The following is a 16,639-nucleotide window of genomic DNA, read 5'->3' on the forward strand; positions in this document are numbered from 1 at the left end:
TCCGCTGCTCCGCTGCACCGAAGCGAGATCATGACGAGTGGTTGGTGCGGGGGAGACCGGGTGGGCTGCGGGTCGCTGCAGTTCAGGCGGAAACCATCACGGCAAGGACCGGTTCGCCGGTCAAGCCGCTATCACGCGAGGGTCGCTCGATGCGGAGTGGCCCAAGGGACGAAGCCTGGCACGCATGAGCCGGGCGGGAGCAACGAAGGCGGTGCTGGCATTCCGGCCGCCGACCGAGGTCCCATCGTTCTCGCGATGCGGCAGGGGATGCGCCCCGGCACTGGTGGCATAGGCCCAAAACCCCGGCCGGCCGGCGAGGCGTGAGCCTCATTCATTCGCGGACTACCGCTACGGGGCAAACGCCTCGCCGGTCCCGCTTCGTTCCCTACCGGGAACGGCTCTTTGAAACTCCGAAGCCCAAGGGCTGTCGGATGCATCAGCTTGCGTCCCGCAATGGACAATCTCCCCTACCCTTGCTAGGCAAACCGCGCTTTCAAACGCCCGGTTATCCCCATGCCCGAACTCCTCGTCGAACTGTTCTCGGAAGAAATCCCTGCGCGCATGCAGCGCAAGGCCGCCGAGGACCTGAAGAAGGCCGTCACCAACGCGCTGGTCGACGCGGGCCTGGTCTATGAGGGCGCCAAGGCATTCGTGACCCCGCGCCGTCTCGCCCTTACGGTAACCGGCCTGCCTGCCCGCTCCCCCGATACCCGCGAAGAGCGCAAAGGCCCGCGCGTCGGCTCGCCGCAGCAGGCGATCGACGGCTTCCTCAAGGCCGCCGGCCTCAGCTCCATCGCTGAGGCGAAGATCGAGTCCGATCCCAAGAAGGGCGAGTTCTACGTCGCGCATATCGACAAGAAGGGCGCCGACGCCAGCGATATCCTCGCGACGCTCCTGCCTAAGGTGATCACCGGCTTCGACTGGCCGAAATCCATGCAGTGGGGCAATGGCGGGCTTACCTGGGTGCGGCCGCTGCGCGCCATCACCGCGACCTTCGGCGCCGAGAACGAAGAGCCGGTGGTTATTTCGTTCAAGTCGAACACCGTCGTCGCCGGCCAGACCACCTACGGCCATCGCTTCCTCGCCCCGCAGGCGATCCGCGTGCGCCGCTTCGACGACTACGTGCAGGCGCTGGAGAAGGCCAAGGTCGTGCTCGACATCGACCGGCGCAAGGAAATCATCCGCGCCGATGCCGACAACCTCGCCTTCGCGCAGGGACTCACCGTCATCCACGACGAGGGCCTGCTCGAGGAAGTCGCCGGCCTCGTCGAATGGCCCGTGGTGATGATGGGGTCGTTCGACCCGGCCTTCCTGGAAGTGCCGGAAGAAGCGATCATCGCCACCATCCGCGCCAACCAGAAATGCTTCTGCCTGCGCGACAGCTCCGGCAAACTGGCGCCGTTCTTCATCATCACCTCCAACCAGGTGGCCGAAGACGGCGGCAAGACCATCGTTGCCGGCAATGAGCGCGTCATCCGCGCCCGCCTGTCGGACGCCCGCTTCTTCTACAACCAGGACCTGGCGCTGCCGCTCGAGCATGGCCTGCCCAAGCTCGAACAGCGCATCTTCCACGCCAAGCTCGGCACCGAGTTCCAGCGCGTCGAGCGGCTGGTGAAGCTGAGCGCCGAGATCGCCCCGCAGGTCGGCGCCAATGCCGAACAGGCCAAGCGTGGCGCGATGCTGGCCAAGGCCGACCTCACCACCGAAATGGTCGGCGAGTTCCCCGAGTTGCAGGGCACCATGGGCCGCTACTACGCGCTGGCCCAGGGCGAGCCCTCGGCCATCGCCAATGCCGTGGCCGACCACTACAAGCCACTCGGTCCCACCGATCTGGTGCCCGCTGAGCCGGTGGCCATTGCCGTGGCGCTGGCCGACAAGCTCGACCTGCTGACCGGCTTCTGGTCGATCGACGAAAAGCCCACCGGCTCGCGCGACCCGTTCGCGCTGCGCCGCGCGGCGCTTGGGGTGATCCGCATCGTCACCGACAACAAGCTTACGTTCCCGCTCCAGGTGGAGCCGGATCTTCTCAGCTTCTTCCACGACCGCCTCAAGGTAACGCTGCGTGACGCCGGCGCCCGCCACGACCTGGTCGACGCCGTGATCGGCAAGGACAGCAACGACATCCTCGAGATCACCCGCCGCGTCGAGGCGCTGGGCCAGCTTCTCGGGTCGGACGACGGGGTGAACCTCCTCGCCGGCTATCGCCGCGCCGCCAACATCCTCTCGATCGAGGAAAAGAAGGACAAGCGCAGCTATGACCAGCCAGTGGCCGAAGAGCAGCTGAAGCTCGACGAGGAAATCGCGCTCGCCGACGCCATCATGAAGGCCGATGCCGCCGTCGCGGCCAAGGTCGCCGCCAACGACTATCAGGGCGCCATCACGGCGCTCGCGACCCTGCGCCAGCCGGTCGACAAGTTCTTCGAAGCCGTACTGGTCAACGATCCCGATCCCGCCGTCCGCGTCAACCGCCTGAGCCTCCTCACCAAGCTGCGCGACACGATGCGGCTGGTGGCGGACTTCTCGAAGGTCGCAGGCTAGGTCTCTGCCCGCGCCAACTCCATGAACGCCCGCACGTTCACCGTCAGGAATCGCTGCGCCGGATAGACGAAGAACACGTTCGCCGGCTCGGTGCTGAAGGCGGGCAGGACGCGGACGAGCGGCCGTTCCGGCGCGACGGCGCCGAAATCCGGAAGCAGCCCGATCCCCGCGCCGCGCAAGACGAAGGTGCGGATGGTCTGCATGTCGTCGGCGCGGATGCGGGTGTTGGTGGGCAGCGAGAATTGCTCGCTCCCGGAGATCAGCTTGAAGCTCTCGGGCATGCGCGAGAACGTGATGATCTGGTGGTCGGCCAGGTCCGCGACCGTGGCCGGCGTACCGGACCGATCGAGATAGTCCGGGCTCGCCCACAGGCCAAGGATGCCTGAGGCAAATTTGCGGCTGAGCATCGTCGAGTCCCGCATCGGACCGGCACGGATCGCGAGATCGACGCCCTCGCCGATCAGGTCCACCTGCCGGTTGGTGACCACGAGGTCGAGATCGACCTTGGGGTATTTGGCGAGAAACAGCTCGCAAAGCGGTGGCAGTGCCGTGCTGGCGATGTCAGAGGCTGCGGTGATGCGAAGCAAGCCGGATGGCTCGCTGCCGGCCGCGGCCAGCTGGCTCTCTCCCGCTTCGAGCGCATCGAGCGCCCGAATGCAGTGGGCGAAATATGCCTCGCCGGCCTCGGTGACATGCATCCGGCGAGTCGAGCGCTGGATCAGCGTCACGCCGAGCCGCTCCTCGAGCCTCGCGATGCGGGCCGAAACCGTGGTGGTCGGTATGCCGAGCAGGCGCGCGGCGGCAGCGAAAGTGCCGGCCTGAACGACCCGAACGAACACGTCGATGCCTTCGAGGACCATCGGAGGATTATGCATGATCCCGCACGATGTTTCCATCACTATCCAGATTGTGGGATGACGGCCATTCAATCACTTTCCGCCCAACACGGGCAGCATCGGGCTGCCCCGTCTGTGGGATCTGATAAATGAACTTCCTGACTTCAATGGACTTCTGGCTCTGGGCGGCCGCCATCGTCACCGGCGCCTTCTATCTGTTCGCCGGCCTGATGAAGGCGACGCGGCCAATTCCGCAACTCGCCGGAATGATGCGCTGGCCAGGCGACGTGCAGCCAAGCTTCGTGCGCTTCATCGGCGGCGTCGACACGGCCGCCGGCCTCGGCCTCATCCTGCCGCTCGCGACCGGCATCCTGCCGTTCCTCACCCCGCTGGCCGCCCTCGGTTCCGTCGTGCTGCAGTTCCTCGCTAACGGCTTTCACGGCCGGCGCGGCGAAACCCGGATGACGCTCGGCATGAACCTCATCCTGCTGCTGCTCTCGGCCTTCGTGTTGTGGGGACGCCGCGGCCTGCTCGGCATCTGACAAACTTATCCCCGCCTGTTTGTTCTTGTTCTGTTCTCGTGCAACTGCTATTCCTAACGGAACGTTACCCGGGTGGCGAGTCGTCGCCCGGATCGTTGGAGATGTCTCATGGCCATGCGCGTCGCCCCGTCATTCGAACAATTGGAAAAGCTGAGCGGCACCCGCGACGCCGACCTGATCGCGCGCAAGTTCGTCGATCCGGCGCTCAATCGCGGACGCGGCGCGCAGACCAACAAGGGCAGCCGCTTCGACAAGCAGAGCCGCGAGGACTTCGACGACGGATGGGGGCAGGTCGAGGATTTGAAGCCGTTCGAAACCATCGAGCATGTCGAGCGCGCCCGGTCGATCATCACCCGCAACGAAAGCCCCGACATCGGCTTCGATCGCTCGATCAACGCCTATCGCGGCTGCGAGCACGGTTGCTCGTATTGCTTCGCGCGGCCGACGCACGCCTATCTCGGCCATTCGGCTGGGCTGGAGTTCGAGCGAGACATCTATGTGAAGGCCAACGCCGTCGACCTGCTGCGGCGCGAACTCGCCGACAAGCGCTACAAGCCCAAGCCCATCGCCATGGGCACCAATACCGACCCGTACCAGCCGGCCGAGCGGAAGCACAAGTTGACCCGCGGCATCCTCGAACTGCTGCTCGAGACCAAGCACCCGGTGACCATCACCACCAAGTCGGCGCTGGTTTGCCGCGACCTCGATATCCTGAAGCCGCTCGCCGAACAGAATTTGGTGCGCGTGGCTTTGTCGATCACCAGCATGGACCACATCCTTTCCCGCAAGATGGAGCCCCGCGCGTCCACTCCCGAGAAGCGCCTCGAGGCCGTTCGGCTGCTGTCGGAAGCCGGCATCCCGACGATCGTCATGGCCGCGCCGATGATCCCGGCAATCAACGACATGGAGCTCGAGCGCATCCTCGACGCCGGCGCGGCGCAGGGTGCTGTCGGCGCCAACGCCATCCTGCTGAGGCTGCCGGGCGAGGTGCGCGACATCTTCCGCGAATGGCTGCTGCGGCATTTCCCGGATCGCGTCAGCCACGTGATGGGCCTCGTGCGCGACACCCGCGGCGGCAAGGACAACGACCCCAACTTCGGTACCCGCTTCATCGGCGAGGGGCCGTACGCCACCTTGCTTCGGCAGCGGGTCGACCTGGCCAAGAGTCGCTACAAGCTGGACAAGCCGATCGCGTCGCTGCGCAGCGATCTGTTCACGCCGCCGACAGTGGATGATGGGCAGATGAGCCTATTCTGAAACGCGTACGATACTCGCCCCATATCCGCCTCGCGTCGGTGGTAGCTGCGGGTGATGCAAAAGAGCGAGCCAACGGGGCAGTCAACTGATGTGATAGCGGTACCGCTTGCGTCGCCGGCCCAACTGGCGATGCTTGAGGACATGCCTCCCGATTCGCCTGTTATCGCCAGCAAGCCCACGCTCAAGTTCGAACGCGCCGCCATCAGGCGCGGCGCGAAGTTCGTCTGTGGGGTCGATGAGGTTGGCCGCGGGCCATTGGCCGGGCCGGTTGTGGTCTCGGCAGTGATCCTCAACCATCGCCGCGTCCCGGAGGGGCTCAACGACTCCAAGGTTCTGACCGCGGCCGAGCGCGAAGTTCTGTACGAGAAGATCATGGCGTCGGCGATCGTCTCGATCGCCGTGGCGCCGCCGACGATCATCGCGCAGCTCAATATCCTGCAGGCATCGCTATGGGCGATGCGGAAGGCCGTGCTGGGCCTGCAGGTGAAGGCCGACCACATCCTCGTCGATGGCAACAAGCTGCCCAAGGATCTGCCCTGCCCCGGCGAAGCCATCGTCGGCGGTGACGGCCGCTCGGTGTCGATCGCCGCAGCGTCGATTGTCGCCAAGGTCACTCGCGACCGGATGTGCCTGATCATGGACTACGAAGAGCCGCAGTTCGGCTTTTCAAGCCACAAGGGCTACGCTGCACCGCAGCATCTCGAAGCACTGACCACGCATGGCCCGGGCCGCCACCACCGCATGGATTTCGCGCCGTGCATCCAGGCGCAGCGGATGAAGACAATCGCCGCCTGAGGCCAGATCACAGCATCCTCCCGCCGGCGTCATCCCCGCGAAGGCGGGGACCAGTGGGATATCTCAGCCTCCACTTGCGTCGCCGCACCGCACTAGGTTCCCGCCTTCGCGGGAATGACGGCGGTGGGTAAGCACAGAAGGAGGTGCGCGGCGTGTCGCACGCCAACCACGTATTCGCTTCTTAACTCCTCGCTAACCGTGAAGCTTAAATCCCCTTTAACCCTAACGCCTTACAACCGATCCCGTTAGTACTGCGTCAGGGTTCGAGTTATGTTGCGTACCGCGCGTATGGCGGCTTCCGCCAATGCGGAGGGGAGCCAGCTCCCCATCGACACCATCCTTGTGGGCGATTGCATCAAGCACATGAATGCCTTGCCGGCCGGCTCGGTTGACCTCGTATTCGCAGACCCGCCTTACAACCTGCAGCTGGACCAGGGCCTCACCCGGCCGGACCAGTCGCGCGTCGATGGCGTCGATGACGCCTGGGACAAGTTCGACAGCTTCGCCCACTACGACATCTTCACCCGCGCCTGGCTGAAGGCCGCGCGGCGCATCCTGAAGCCGGATGGCGCCATCTGGGTGATCGGCTCGTACCACAACATTTTCCGCGTCGGCGCCGCGTTGCAGGACCTCGACTACTGGCTGCTCAACGACGTGATCTGGCGCAAGGCCAACCCGATGCCGAATTTTCGCGGGACCCGGTTCACCAATGCGCACGAGACATTGATCTGGGCGGCGAAGGATCGCGAAAGCCGCGTCACCTTCAACTACGAGCAGATGAAGCAGGCCAACGACGACGTGCAGATGCGCTCGGACTGGCTGTTCCCGATCTGCACCGGCGCCGAGCGCCTGAAGGACGAGGACGACGAGAAGCTGCATCCGACGCAGAAGCCGGAAGCCCTGCTCTATCGCGTCATCAGCGCAACGACCAAGCCCGGCGACGTGGTGCTCGACCCGTTCTTCGGCACCGGCACCACCGGCGCCGTGGCCAAGAAACTCGGCCGTCACTTCATCGGCATCGAGCGTGAGGACACCTACATCGCCGGCGCGCTGAAGCGCATCGCCTCGATCCGCCCGCTCAACGCCGCGACCATCGAGACCGCCGTCCCCAAGCGCTCCGCCCCGCGCGTCGCCTTCGGCTCACTGGTCGAGATGGGCCTGATCGAGCCGGGCACCGAACTCTACGACGACCGCCAGCGCTACAGCGCCTTGGTACGGGCCGACGGCTCGCTGGTCTCGGGCGACCACATGGGCTCGATCCACCGGGTCGGTGCACTCGTGCAGGGCGCCGAAGCCTGCAACGGCTGGACTTTCTGGCATGCCCGACAGGGCAGCCGTCTCGCCCCCATCGATGACCTGCGCACCCAGGTGCGCGCTCAGATGGAACGACTTTCGGCCTGAATCTGACCTCCAATTCAACTCAGGCTGCGCTCGCCGCCGGCATCCACTCAGGTGCCGGCGGCTTTCATTTTTCGGTCCACTCCAAGCCGGCCGCCGCCAGCACCTTGCGGAACACACTCGGCAGTGCCTCCGCGTCGAGTTCGCGCGGATCGGCCCACCAGCCGGCCTTGAGTTCGGCCGGGTCCGGCACCACCGCCGACCACACGTCGAGCTCGAGCCGGAAGTGGGTGAACACGTGGATGACCTGCCCGTGATAGCGCCAGTCCGATTTCACCGGATGCGCGACCTCCCGCTTGACCGGGGTCCAGTCGGATACCGGCGTCTCGGTCATCTGGGCCAATAGGCCCTTCTCGGCGCGGGTCTGCAGGTAAACATCGCCATCCGCATCGCGCATGACGAAGGCGTGGCCATAGCGGGTCGGCCGGTCGGCCTTCTCCGGTTTGACCGGATAGAGCAACGGATCGAGTTTTGCGCCGCGGCAGCCCGGCTCGATCGGACACAGCATGCAGGTGGCATTGCGCGGCGCGCAGATGGTGGCGCCCAGATCCATCAGCGCCTGCGCGAAGTCCCCGGCACGCTCGGGCACCACAGCCTGCACCGTGCCGCGCACCAGATCCTTGGCATCACGCACCGGCACATCCAGCGCCAGGTAGCGCGCTACCACCCGGTCGACATTGCCGTCCACCACCGCGACCCGCTCGTCGCCGGTGATCGCCGCAATCGCCGCTGCGGTGTAGGGCCCGATCCCCGGCAGCGTCAGCAGTTCCTCCGACGTCGTCGGAAACCGGCCGCCGAACCGCTCCACGACCGCCCTGGCGCAGGCATGAAGGTTTCGTGCCCGGGCGTAATAGCCGAGGCCCGCCCATTCGACGAGCACCGCCTCGAGTGGCGAGGCCGCCAAGTCAGCAACCGTCGGCCACAAATGCAGGAACCGCGCATAGTATCGCCCCACCGCCGCGACGGTGGTCTGCTGCAGCATGATCTCGCTGAGCCAAACGCGATACGGATCGGCGGCGACACCACGTGCCCTGTCGCCCGGGCTCACCCGCCATGGTAGGGTGCGCGCATGCCGGTCGTACCAGGCAAGCACGGCCGACGCATCGAGCGGCACGGGGTTTTGCGGGGCTAAGGCTTTTGACATGATAGCGGCCACAGATGGCGCGGCGGAGCGTGTGGCGCAAGCGGCGACGGGAAGTTGTTACCAGTGGCGGACAAACCGAAATCGAAGCCCAAGGACGACGCACCGCCCAAGCGGCTCAACCGCGCCGTCGGCGTGGCGGAAGCGCTGGGTGGCGTGCTCGATCCGGCGCTGAAGAAGCGCGGCTTTGCAAGCCGCGACATCCTCACGCACTGGTCGACCATCGCGCCGGCGCCCTACGACAAGGTCACCCGGCCGGACAAGCTCAACTGGCCGCGCGGTGAAAAGGGCGCCGAGGGCGCGACGCTCTATCTCCGCTGCCACCCAGGCCACGCACTGGCGCTGGCGCATGAGGGTCAGCGGGTGGCGGCATCGATCAACCGGTATTTTGGCTACTTCCTCGTTGGCCAGGTGCGGCTCAGCGCCGAGCCGTTCGCCATCGAGGATGCGATACCCGAAACTACCCCTGCCCTGCCTGAAGTCACCCGCGCCCGCATCGGCCGCACCGTCGAGCGGGTGAGCGATCCGGACATGCGCGATGCCCTGCGACAACTCGGCCAGGCGATCGCCCGCAAAAAGGCCCGATAGCTCTCGGAATGTTCATCGCCGGTTGAACTTGCCCGGCCTAGTGTGCCCCGATATTAGGGCGAGCAACGAAAAAACGGAGTGAAACTCGTGGCCAACCGTCGCAACATTCTCATCGGGTCCGGCGCAGCTGTCGTCGCCGCAGCGGCGGGGACCAGCGCGTCCTTCCTGTTCGGCGCCACCGGCGCAATGGCGCAGCAGTTCGACGCAGCCAAGCTGATGGCCCCCGCTGGCGGCATCGCCGATCACCCGCTCGGGCCGGCGGACGCCAAGGTTACCCTGATCGAGTACCTGTCGCCGACTTGCCCGCATTGCGCCGCGTTCGCCAACACGGTCTATCCGCAGCTCAAGACCGAATACATCGACACCAACAAGATCCAGTTCATCCCGCGCCCGTTCATGCGCAACGTGCTGGATGCAGTCGTGTTCATGCTCGCCGAGGCCGCCGGTCCCGAGAAGTATCACGAAGTCGTCGACACTTTCTTCCGGACCCAGGATCAGTGGGCAGCGTCGCAGACCCCCAACGACGCGATCTTCGCAATTGCCCAGCAGCTCGGTTTTACCAAGGAAAGCTACGACGCTGCCTTGACGAATCAGGACCTGTTCAAGGGACTGGAAGCGATGCGGGATCAGGCGCTGGACGAGTTCAAGCTCCAGGGTACGCCGACGTTCTACATCAACGGCAAGATGATCACTGGGGAAAGCTCGCTTGAGGCTCTCAAGGCCGAAATCGATCCGCTGCTCGGTTAAGACGCGGCCCCTACGGGGCGCGCGATGAAATTCACGCGCCTCAAGCTGCACGGCTTCAAATCCTTCTGCGATCAGACCGAGCTCTATCTGGAGCCCGGTCTTTCCGGCGTTGTCGGGCCGAACGGCTGCGGCAAATCCAATCTCGTCGAGGCGCTGCGCTGGGTGATGGGCGAAAGCTCGTACAAGGCGATGCGCGCGTCGGGCATGGACGACGTGATCTTTTCGGGCTCGGGCAGCCGGCCGGGGCGTAACACCGCCGAAGTCACCCTCGTCCTCGACAATTCCGACCGCACCGCCCCAGCGCCACTCAACAACGCCGATGTGCTGGAAGTCACCCGGCGGATCGAGCGCGAGGAAGGCTCGGTCTACCGGGTCAACGGCAAGGAAGTGCGGGCGCGCGACGTCCAGTTGCTGTTCGCCGATGCCTCGACCGGAGCGCACTCCCCTGCCCTCGTTCGCCAGGGCCAGATCGGCGAGCTGATCGCCGCCAAGCCGCAGCAGCGCCGCGCGCTGCTCGAAGAAGCGGCGGGTATCTCCGGCCTCCATTCGCGCCGGCATGAGGCGGAGCTCCGGCTGCGAGCTGCCGAGCAAAACCTCGAACGCGTCGACGACGTCATCGCCCAGGTCGAGCAGCAGCTCGAAACGCTGAAGCGGCAGGCGCGTCTCGCCATCCGCTATCGCGCGCTGTCGGGCGATATCCGCAAGGCCGAAGCGACGCTGTTCCACATTCGCTGGATCGCCGCACGCTTCAACGAGAAGGATGCCGAGGCCGCGCAGGCAAAGCTGGTGCGCGATCTCGCCGAGGCGCAGCACGTCGAACTCGAAGCGCAGAAGGTGGTGTTCCTCGCCGACAAGGCGCTGGGGCCGCTGCGTGACAGCGAAGCCGCTGCCGGCGCCGTGCTGCAGCGCCTCACTATTCTCGCCGAACAGCTCGACAGCGAAGCCCGCCGCGCCGAGGCCCGCCTCAACGAGCTGGGTGAGCGGCTGAAGCAGATCGAGCAGGATGCGGTGCGCGAGCGCGCGTTGGTCGGCGAAAGCGACGAGGCGCTGAAGGCCGCAAGCGAGGAACGCACGCGCCTCGAAGCCGAAGCGGCCGGCGAACAGCAGGCACTGGAAGCGGCACGCGCCGCAACCGAGGCCGCGCAGGCCGAGGTCGCCAAGGCCGAAGCCGAGGCGCGCGCCGCCGCCGATGCGCTGGCGCAGCTGCGGGCCCGTCGCGGCGCCGCCGAGCGCAGCGTCGCCGAAGCCCGCTCGCGGGTGACCCGGCTCGAAACGCAGATTTCCGATGTGGCGCGCGAAGCCGAGCAGCTGGCGCGGACGCTCGGCGCCGACGCAACGCTCAACGCCCGGCGCGCGGCACTCGAGACCGCGCAGAACAATGCCAAGGCCGCCGAAACGGCTGCCGTCGCTGCCGAGTCCGCCGCCACCGGGGCGCAAACCGCTGCCGATGCGCTGCGCCCGGAGCTGCAGCAGATCGAAGCAGCGCTGAACCGGCTCGAGGCCGAGGCGCAGACGCTCAGCCGCATCCTCAACCACAGCGGCGCCAGCAAGTGGCCTGCGGTGGTCGACCAGCTCAAGGTCGCCACGGGCTACGAAACCGCCCTCGGCGCTGCGCTCGGCGATGATCTAGATGCCTCGACCGATGCCGGCGCACCGCTGCACTGGGCCGGTGCTACCTCCGGCAGCGACCCCGCTTTGCCTGCCGGCGCCACGCCGCTGTCGCAGTTCGTCTCCGGCAGCCCGCTGCTCAAGCGCCGGCTTGACCAGATCGGGCTCGTCGATGCTGCCGATGCAGCGCGGCTGATGGCGCAGTTACAGCCCGGCCAGCGGCTCACCACCAAGGCAGGCGGGCTCTGGCGCTGGGATGGCTTCGTTGCCGCCGCCGATGCGCCGACCGCGGCCGCCGAGCGGCTAGCGCAGCGCAACCGGCTCGCCGAACTCGAGGCCGAGGTCGAGGAGGCGCGGGCCCGTCGCAACAGCCGCCGCGCCGATGCCGCCGCGGTCACCGAAGCGCTGAACGCCGCCCGCACCGACGAGCGGCAGAAGCGCGAGGCGTGGCGCAACGCCCAGCGCGAGATTTCTGTCGCCCAGGCCGAGGTCGACAAGGCGCAGCGCGCCATCAGCGATCTCGCCGCCCGGCAGGTGGCGCTCGAGGAAACCCGCACCCGGCTCGACGCCAGCCTCGCCGAGGCCGTCGCCGCCGTGACTGAGGCCGAGCGCCTGCTAGCCGAGGCGGGCGACGAGACTGAAGCCGCAACCCTCGCGACCTCGCGCCAGTCCCTGCTCTCCGGCCTCCGCGAAAAAGCCGACCAGGCCCGGCTGAAGCTCGGTGGCTTCGAGACGGCGGCGCGGATGCGCAGCTCCCGCCTCACCCAGATCGCGGCTGACGTCACCGCCTGGTCCCGCCGCCGCGAAGGCGCCGCGGGTCAGCTCGCGACTCTCGATTCCCGCACCGCCGAAGTCCGCGAGCAGATCGTCGCGCTGCAGGCCTCGCCCGAGAGCCTTGCCGAGCGCCGCCGCCAGCTAGACGCCGAGATCGCCGTGGCCCGCGAGTCGCACAAGGCCGCGACCGATGCGCTGAGCGTCGGCGACGCCCGCTTCCGCGATGCCGACAAGGCGCAGCGGCTGGCGCATGACGCGCTCTCCGGCTTCCGAGCCGAACTGGCGCGGGTCGAGGAGCGCATCAAGGGCCTCATCGCACAGCGCCACCAGATCGAGCGGCAGGTGCACGAGACGCTCAACATCGAGGCCTCGCAGACCGCCCAGCTCGCCGGCATCAGGCCCGAGCATGCCCTCCCCGCCGAGCCCCAGGTCGAATCGCAGGTCGACCGGCTGAAGGCCGAGCGCGAGCGGCTCGGCGGCGTGAACCTCGGGGCCGAGAAGGAATCGGAGGAAGTCCGCGAGAAGCTCGACCTGATGGTCACCGACCGCGACGACCTGATCGCCGCCATCGCAAAACTGCGCGGCGGCATCCAGAGCCTCAATCGCGAAGGCCGCCAGCGCCTCAACGAGGCGTTCGAGAAGGTCAACGCCCACTTCCAGGAGCTGTTCACTTCGCTGTTTGGCGGCGGCACGGCCGAACTGCAGTTCGTCGAGAGCGACGATCCGCTGGAAGCCGGGCTCGAGATCCTCGCGCGCCCCCCGGGCAAGAAGCCTTCGACTATGACGCTGCTCTCGGGTGGCGAGCAGGCGCTCACCGCCATGTCGCTGATCTTTGCGGTGTTCCTCACCAATCCGGCGCCGATCTGCGTGCTCGACGAGGTCGATGCACCGCTCGACGACGCCAATGTCGAACGCTTCTGCAACCTGCTCGACATGATGACAGAGCGGACGGAAACGCGTTTCCTGGTGATCACCCACAATCCGATTACCATGGCCCGCGTAGACCGCCTGTTCGGCGTCACCATGGCCGAGCGCGGCGTCAGCCAGCTGGTCTCGGTCGACCTCAAAAGCGCCGAAGCGGTGGTACGGGTCGCGAGCTGATGCCCCACCATCGCCGCAATAGTGGCGGCCAGAGTCGCGATGACTCAATGTCACACCTGTGCAGGCCGAGCGAAACGCGTGTGATTTCAAGTACTTAGATCGCAGTTCACAGCCTTGACACTGCTGGGGGGCGCCACTATGTTGCCCGCGACTTCGAGGGGCTCCACTTCCATTTTCGGCCCGGAGGCGCAGGGGATAGCGGGATGGCTCAGTCACGCAATACCAAGCGCCCCCCGAGTGGTGAAAAACCGGGGCCTTTGACTTCTGACCTGGCGGCGCGGATCAAGCGTGCGCAGGGCGACAAGGATGTGCCGGGAGACGCGGAAATGACCGCGGCGAACCGGGACATGACCGGATTGAGCCGTGGCTTGCGGCTCGGGTCTGAATTTATCGCGGCCATCCTGGTCGGCGCGGGTATCGGATACCTGCTCGATCTGTGGCTGAAGACCAGTCCCTGGCTGATGCTGGTGATGTTGCTGGTCGGCTTTGCGGCGGGCGTGCTCAACGTGGTGCGCTCCGCAGCAGAAATGAACCGGGCGGCCCCGCCGCCCACGGCCGCGATGCGCGTGCCGGACGACGAAGAAGACGAGTGAAGGCTCCAAGCCTAAAGGGAACAGCAGTTGGCCGATCCGAATAAAGTCGACCCGATCCACCAGTTCCAGATCACCGATATCGTCTCCTTTGGCGGGGGCGGCGTTTCCTTCACCAACTCAGCCCTGTTTATGGCGCTGACGGTTGGCGTGATCGGCCTCTATCTCCTGCTCTCGACGCAGAAGCGCAGCCTGGTTCCGAACCGGGTGCAGCTGGTTTCCGAGATGCTCTACGAGTTCGTCGCCAAGATGGTGTCGGACTCGGCCGGCAAAGCCGGCATGAAGTTCTTCCCGTTCGTGTTCTCGCTGTTCATGTTCGTGCTCGTCGCCAACATGTTCGGCATGATCCCGTTCTTCTTCACCTTCACCAGCCACATCATCATCACATTCGCCTTGGCGCTTTTGGTGTTCGTGGTCGTGATCTTCTACGGCGTCTACAAGAACGGGCTGAAGTTCTTCAAACTGTTCGTGCCGTCGGGCGTGCCGGGCTACGTCTTGCCCATCGTGGTGCCGATCGAGGTGGTTTCCTTCCTCTCGCGCCCGATTTCGCTCAGCGTTCGTCTCTTCGCCAACATCCTCGCCGGCCACATCACCCTCAAGGTGTTCGCGGGCTTCATCGTGACGCTGGGTAGCCTGGGCTTCCTCGGCTGGCTCGGTGCAGTGCTGCCGCTGGTGATGACCGTGGCGATCACGGCGCTCGAATTCCTCGTGGCGGCCCTGCAGGCCTACGTCTTTGCAGTGCTGACCTCGATGTACATCAACGATGCGATCCATCCGTCGCATTGATCTAGGCCGATTCACAGTGAGGCGACGGCAAGCGTCGCCAATCGGTCGCAAAATGGAGCAGACTACAAATGGAAGCTGAAGCAGCAAAGTTTATCGGCGCGGGTATTGCGGCCGTGGGTATGGCCGGCGCCGCCATCGGCGTGGGCAACATTTTCGGTAGCTTCCTGTCGGGCGCACTGCGCAACCCGGCAGCGGCTCAGGGCCAGTTCGGTAACCTGATTTTCGGTTTCGCCGTGACCGAAGCTCTGGGCATTTTCTCGTTCCTGATCGCTCTGCTCCTCCTGTTCGCAGTCTGATTTCGCGACAGGCGGCACAAAGCCGGCTGAAGCGCTTCCAGGAAAAGTTGCAGACTTTTCGCTTCGGAAGCGCGCGAAGTGCATAAGGGCTCCGGGTTTCGATCCGGGGCTTTAACGGCCGCAAAAGGGTTTCGAGATGGCGGGTTCAGCCCAAAACATCATTGTCGTGGCGCAGGCCGAAGGTGGCGACGTCCTCCAGGAGGGCCAAGTTGTCGCTCCTGCCGACGAGCATGCCACAGAGGGCGAGCACGCGGCGACGGATGCTACGCATGCCGGTACCGAAGCGCATTCGGAGGTGTTTCCGCCCTTCGATCCCGCGAGCTTCGGCAGCCAGTTGCTGTGGCTGGCGATCACCTTCGCGGCGCTCTACCTCTTGATGAGCCGCGTGGCCCTGCCGCGCATCGGCTCCATCCTCGAGACGCGCCGCACCCGCATCGAGGGCGACCTCAAGGAAGCCGAACGGCTCCGCCAGGAGACCGAGAAGGCCGCCGCCGCCTATGAGGCAGCGCTGGCCGAGGCCCGCAAGAACGCCCACGGCATTGCCGAGGAAACCCGCGCCGGGATCAAGGCCGACATCGACGGCCGCCGTGCCGACGTCGAGGCCGGGCTCTCGAAGCGCGTTGCCGAAGCGGAGACCCGCATCCAGGCCGACAAGGACGCGGCGCTCGCCAATGTTGGCAGCATCGCAGCCGAGACGGCCCAGGCGCTGGTCGCCAAGATCTCGGGTACTGTCACTGCGGCTGAAGCCCGCGCCGCGGTTGCCGCGGTCACCAAGGAGTAAGGCACCATGTGGAGCTTCGGGTTCGACGCCACCACCGGCGCCACCATCTGGGCGACCGTCGCCCTCGTGATCTTCATCGGCATCGTCGTCTATTTCGGCGTGCCCAAGATGATCACCGGGATGCTCGATGAGCGCATCAAGAAGATCGAGACCGACCTCGCCGAAGCCGAGGCGCTGCGCGCCGAAGCCAAGGCCCTGCTCGAGGACTACGCGCGCCGCCGCGAAGAAGCCGAGAAGGAAGCCGAGGACATCGTCACCGCTGCTCGCGAAGACGCGTTCCGGCTGACCGCCGAGGCGAAGGCCTCGCTGGAAGCCATGGTTGCCCGCCGCGAGAAGGCCGTTGCCGACAAGATCGCCCAGGCGGAAGCCCAGGCCGTCGCAGAAGTCCGCGCCCGCTCTGCCGACCTCGCCGTCGAAGCCGCCCGCGTGCTGCTGGAAAAGCAGGTTGCCGCCAAGGGCGACGTGCTGGTCGACCAGGCCATCAAGGACGTGGCGGCCCGGCTGAACTAAGGTTCGTTGCAGCGCTGAAGTTTGAAATGCCCGCATCACGCGGGCATTTTCCTTTGTCGGGTATCCGCATGCTCAATGTCATCCCGGCGTAAGCCGGGATCCACTACGTCGACTGTCCAACCTTGCTGTGATGGACCGCGCGGCCCGTGCCAAGCCAGCCGTCCGCGCAGTGGGTCCCGGCTTTCGCCGGCATGACGGCCGGTGGGGTGGAGTGACTGAGGCACACTGATGCATCCGACAGCCCGTGGGCTTCGGAGTTTTCAAAGAACTCTGCCCTCTCGGACAGAACGAAGCGGGACCGGCGAGGCGTTTGCCCCGTAGCGGTAGTCCGCAGATGAAAGAGGCTCACGC

The 16,639-nt window shown here is 66.0% G+C and carries 15 protein-coding genes; 13 read left to right on the forward strand and 2 right to left on the reverse strand.

From position 1 onward, the window contains the following. The first annotated feature begins 513 nt into the window (after positions 1–513). Positions 514–2,538, forward strand: a complete 2,025-nt coding sequence (gene glyS / locus AC1DWU_RS22790) for a glycine--tRNA ligase subunit beta (protein WP_477152310.1) — start codon at positions 514–516, stop codon at positions 2,536–2,538. On the opposite strand, the gene AC1DWU_RS22795 is transcribed toward glyS, so the two are convergent. Then, the gene (locus tag AC1DWU_RS22795; protein ID WP_477152311.1) at positions 2,535–3,413 is read right to left on the reverse strand and encodes a LysR substrate-binding domain-containing protein; all 879 of its coding nucleotides are present in this window, start codon (positions 3,411–3,413) and stop codon (positions 2,535–2,537) included. The two genes, glyS and AC1DWU_RS22795, sit on opposite strands and share 4 nt — an antisense overlap. A gap of 110 nt (positions 3,414–3,523) precedes the next feature. Here AC1DWU_RS22795 and AC1DWU_RS22800 point away from each other — a divergent pair, with 110 nt between their 5' ends. The 4 genes from AC1DWU_RS22800 to AC1DWU_RS22815 all read left to right on the forward strand — a co-directional run bounded on the left by AC1DWU_RS22800 (position 3,524) and on the right by AC1DWU_RS22815 (position 7,369). Next, a complete protein-coding gene (locus AC1DWU_RS22800; protein ID WP_477152312.1) occupies positions 3,524–3,916 on the forward strand; it encodes a DoxX family protein in 393 nt (130 codons plus the stop codon). Between the two features lie 108 nt (positions 3,917–4,024). Beyond that, positions 4,025–5,173 (forward strand): PA0069 family radical SAM protein, encoded by a 1,149-nt coding sequence (locus AC1DWU_RS22805; protein ID WP_477152313.1) that lies wholly within the window; start codon positions 4,025–4,027, stop codon positions 5,171–5,173. A 141-nt stretch (positions 5,174–5,314) separates the two neighbouring features. After that, positions 5,315–5,968: a ribonuclease HII gene (locus AC1DWU_RS22810; RefSeq protein WP_477152314.1), complete on the forward strand. Its 654-nt coding sequence runs from the start codon at positions 5,315–5,317 to the stop codon at positions 5,966–5,968. Between the two features lie 270 nt (positions 5,969–6,238). Then, entirely contained in the window at positions 6,239–7,369 is a 1,131-nt protein-coding gene (locus AC1DWU_RS22815) for a DNA methyltransferase (protein WP_477152315.1), read from the forward strand. 64 nt (positions 7,370–7,433) lie between these two features. Here AC1DWU_RS22815 and AC1DWU_RS22820 read toward each other — a convergent pair whose 3' ends face one another. After that, complete coding sequence (locus AC1DWU_RS22820) at positions 7,434–8,510, reverse strand: A/G-specific adenine glycosylase (protein ID WP_477152316.1); 1,077 nt, start codon at positions 8,508–8,510, stop codon at positions 7,434–7,436. A gap of 63 nt (positions 8,511–8,573) precedes the next feature. On the opposite strand from AC1DWU_RS22820, the gene AC1DWU_RS22825 reads away from it, so the two are divergent. From AC1DWU_RS22825 to AC1DWU_RS22860, 8 genes are all read left to right on the forward strand, one after another. Then, the gene (locus AC1DWU_RS22825; protein ID WP_477152317.1) at positions 8,574–9,095 is read left to right on the forward strand and encodes a DUF721 domain-containing protein; all 522 of its coding nucleotides are present in this window, start codon (positions 8,574–8,576) and stop codon (positions 9,093–9,095) included. 87 nt (positions 9,096–9,182) lie between these two features. Further along, entirely contained in the window at positions 9,183–9,842 is a 660-nt protein-coding gene (locus AC1DWU_RS22830; RefSeq protein ID WP_477152318.1) for a DsbA family protein, read from the forward strand. Between the two features lie 24 nt (positions 9,843–9,866). Then, positions 9,867–13,325: a chromosome segregation SMC family protein gene (locus AC1DWU_RS22835; RefSeq protein ID WP_477152319.1), complete on the forward strand. Its 3,459-nt coding sequence runs from the start codon at positions 9,867–9,869 to the stop codon at positions 13,323–13,325. A gap of 203 nt (positions 13,326–13,528) precedes the next feature. After that, positions 13,529–13,918, forward strand: a complete 390-nt coding sequence (locus AC1DWU_RS22840; protein ID WP_477152320.1) for an AtpZ/AtpI family protein — start codon at positions 13,529–13,531, stop codon at positions 13,916–13,918. 27 nt (positions 13,919–13,945) lie between these two features. After that, positions 13,946–14,701 (forward strand): F0F1 ATP synthase subunit A, encoded by a 756-nt coding sequence (locus AC1DWU_RS22845; RefSeq protein ID WP_477152321.1) that lies wholly within the window; start codon positions 13,946–13,948, stop codon positions 14,699–14,701. Positions 14,702–14,769: 68 nt separating this feature from the next. After that, entirely contained in the window at positions 14,770–14,997 is a 228-nt protein-coding gene (locus AC1DWU_RS22850; protein ID WP_055885023.1) for a F0F1 ATP synthase subunit C, read from the forward strand. A gap of 136 nt (positions 14,998–15,133) precedes the next feature. Then, positions 15,134–15,778: a F0F1 ATP synthase subunit B gene (locus tag AC1DWU_RS22855; protein WP_477152322.1), complete on the forward strand. Its 645-nt coding sequence runs from the start codon at positions 15,134–15,136 to the stop codon at positions 15,776–15,778. 6 nt (positions 15,779–15,784) lie between these two features. Continuing rightward, positions 15,785–16,288, forward strand: coding sequence for a F0F1 ATP synthase subunit B family protein (locus tag AC1DWU_RS22860; protein ID WP_477152323.1), 504 nt, complete (start codon positions 15,785–15,787; stop codon positions 16,286–16,288). The last annotated feature ends 351 nt before the right edge of the window (positions 16,289–16,639 follow it).

This window comes from Devosia sp. P2_G7, from assembly GCF_056403495.1.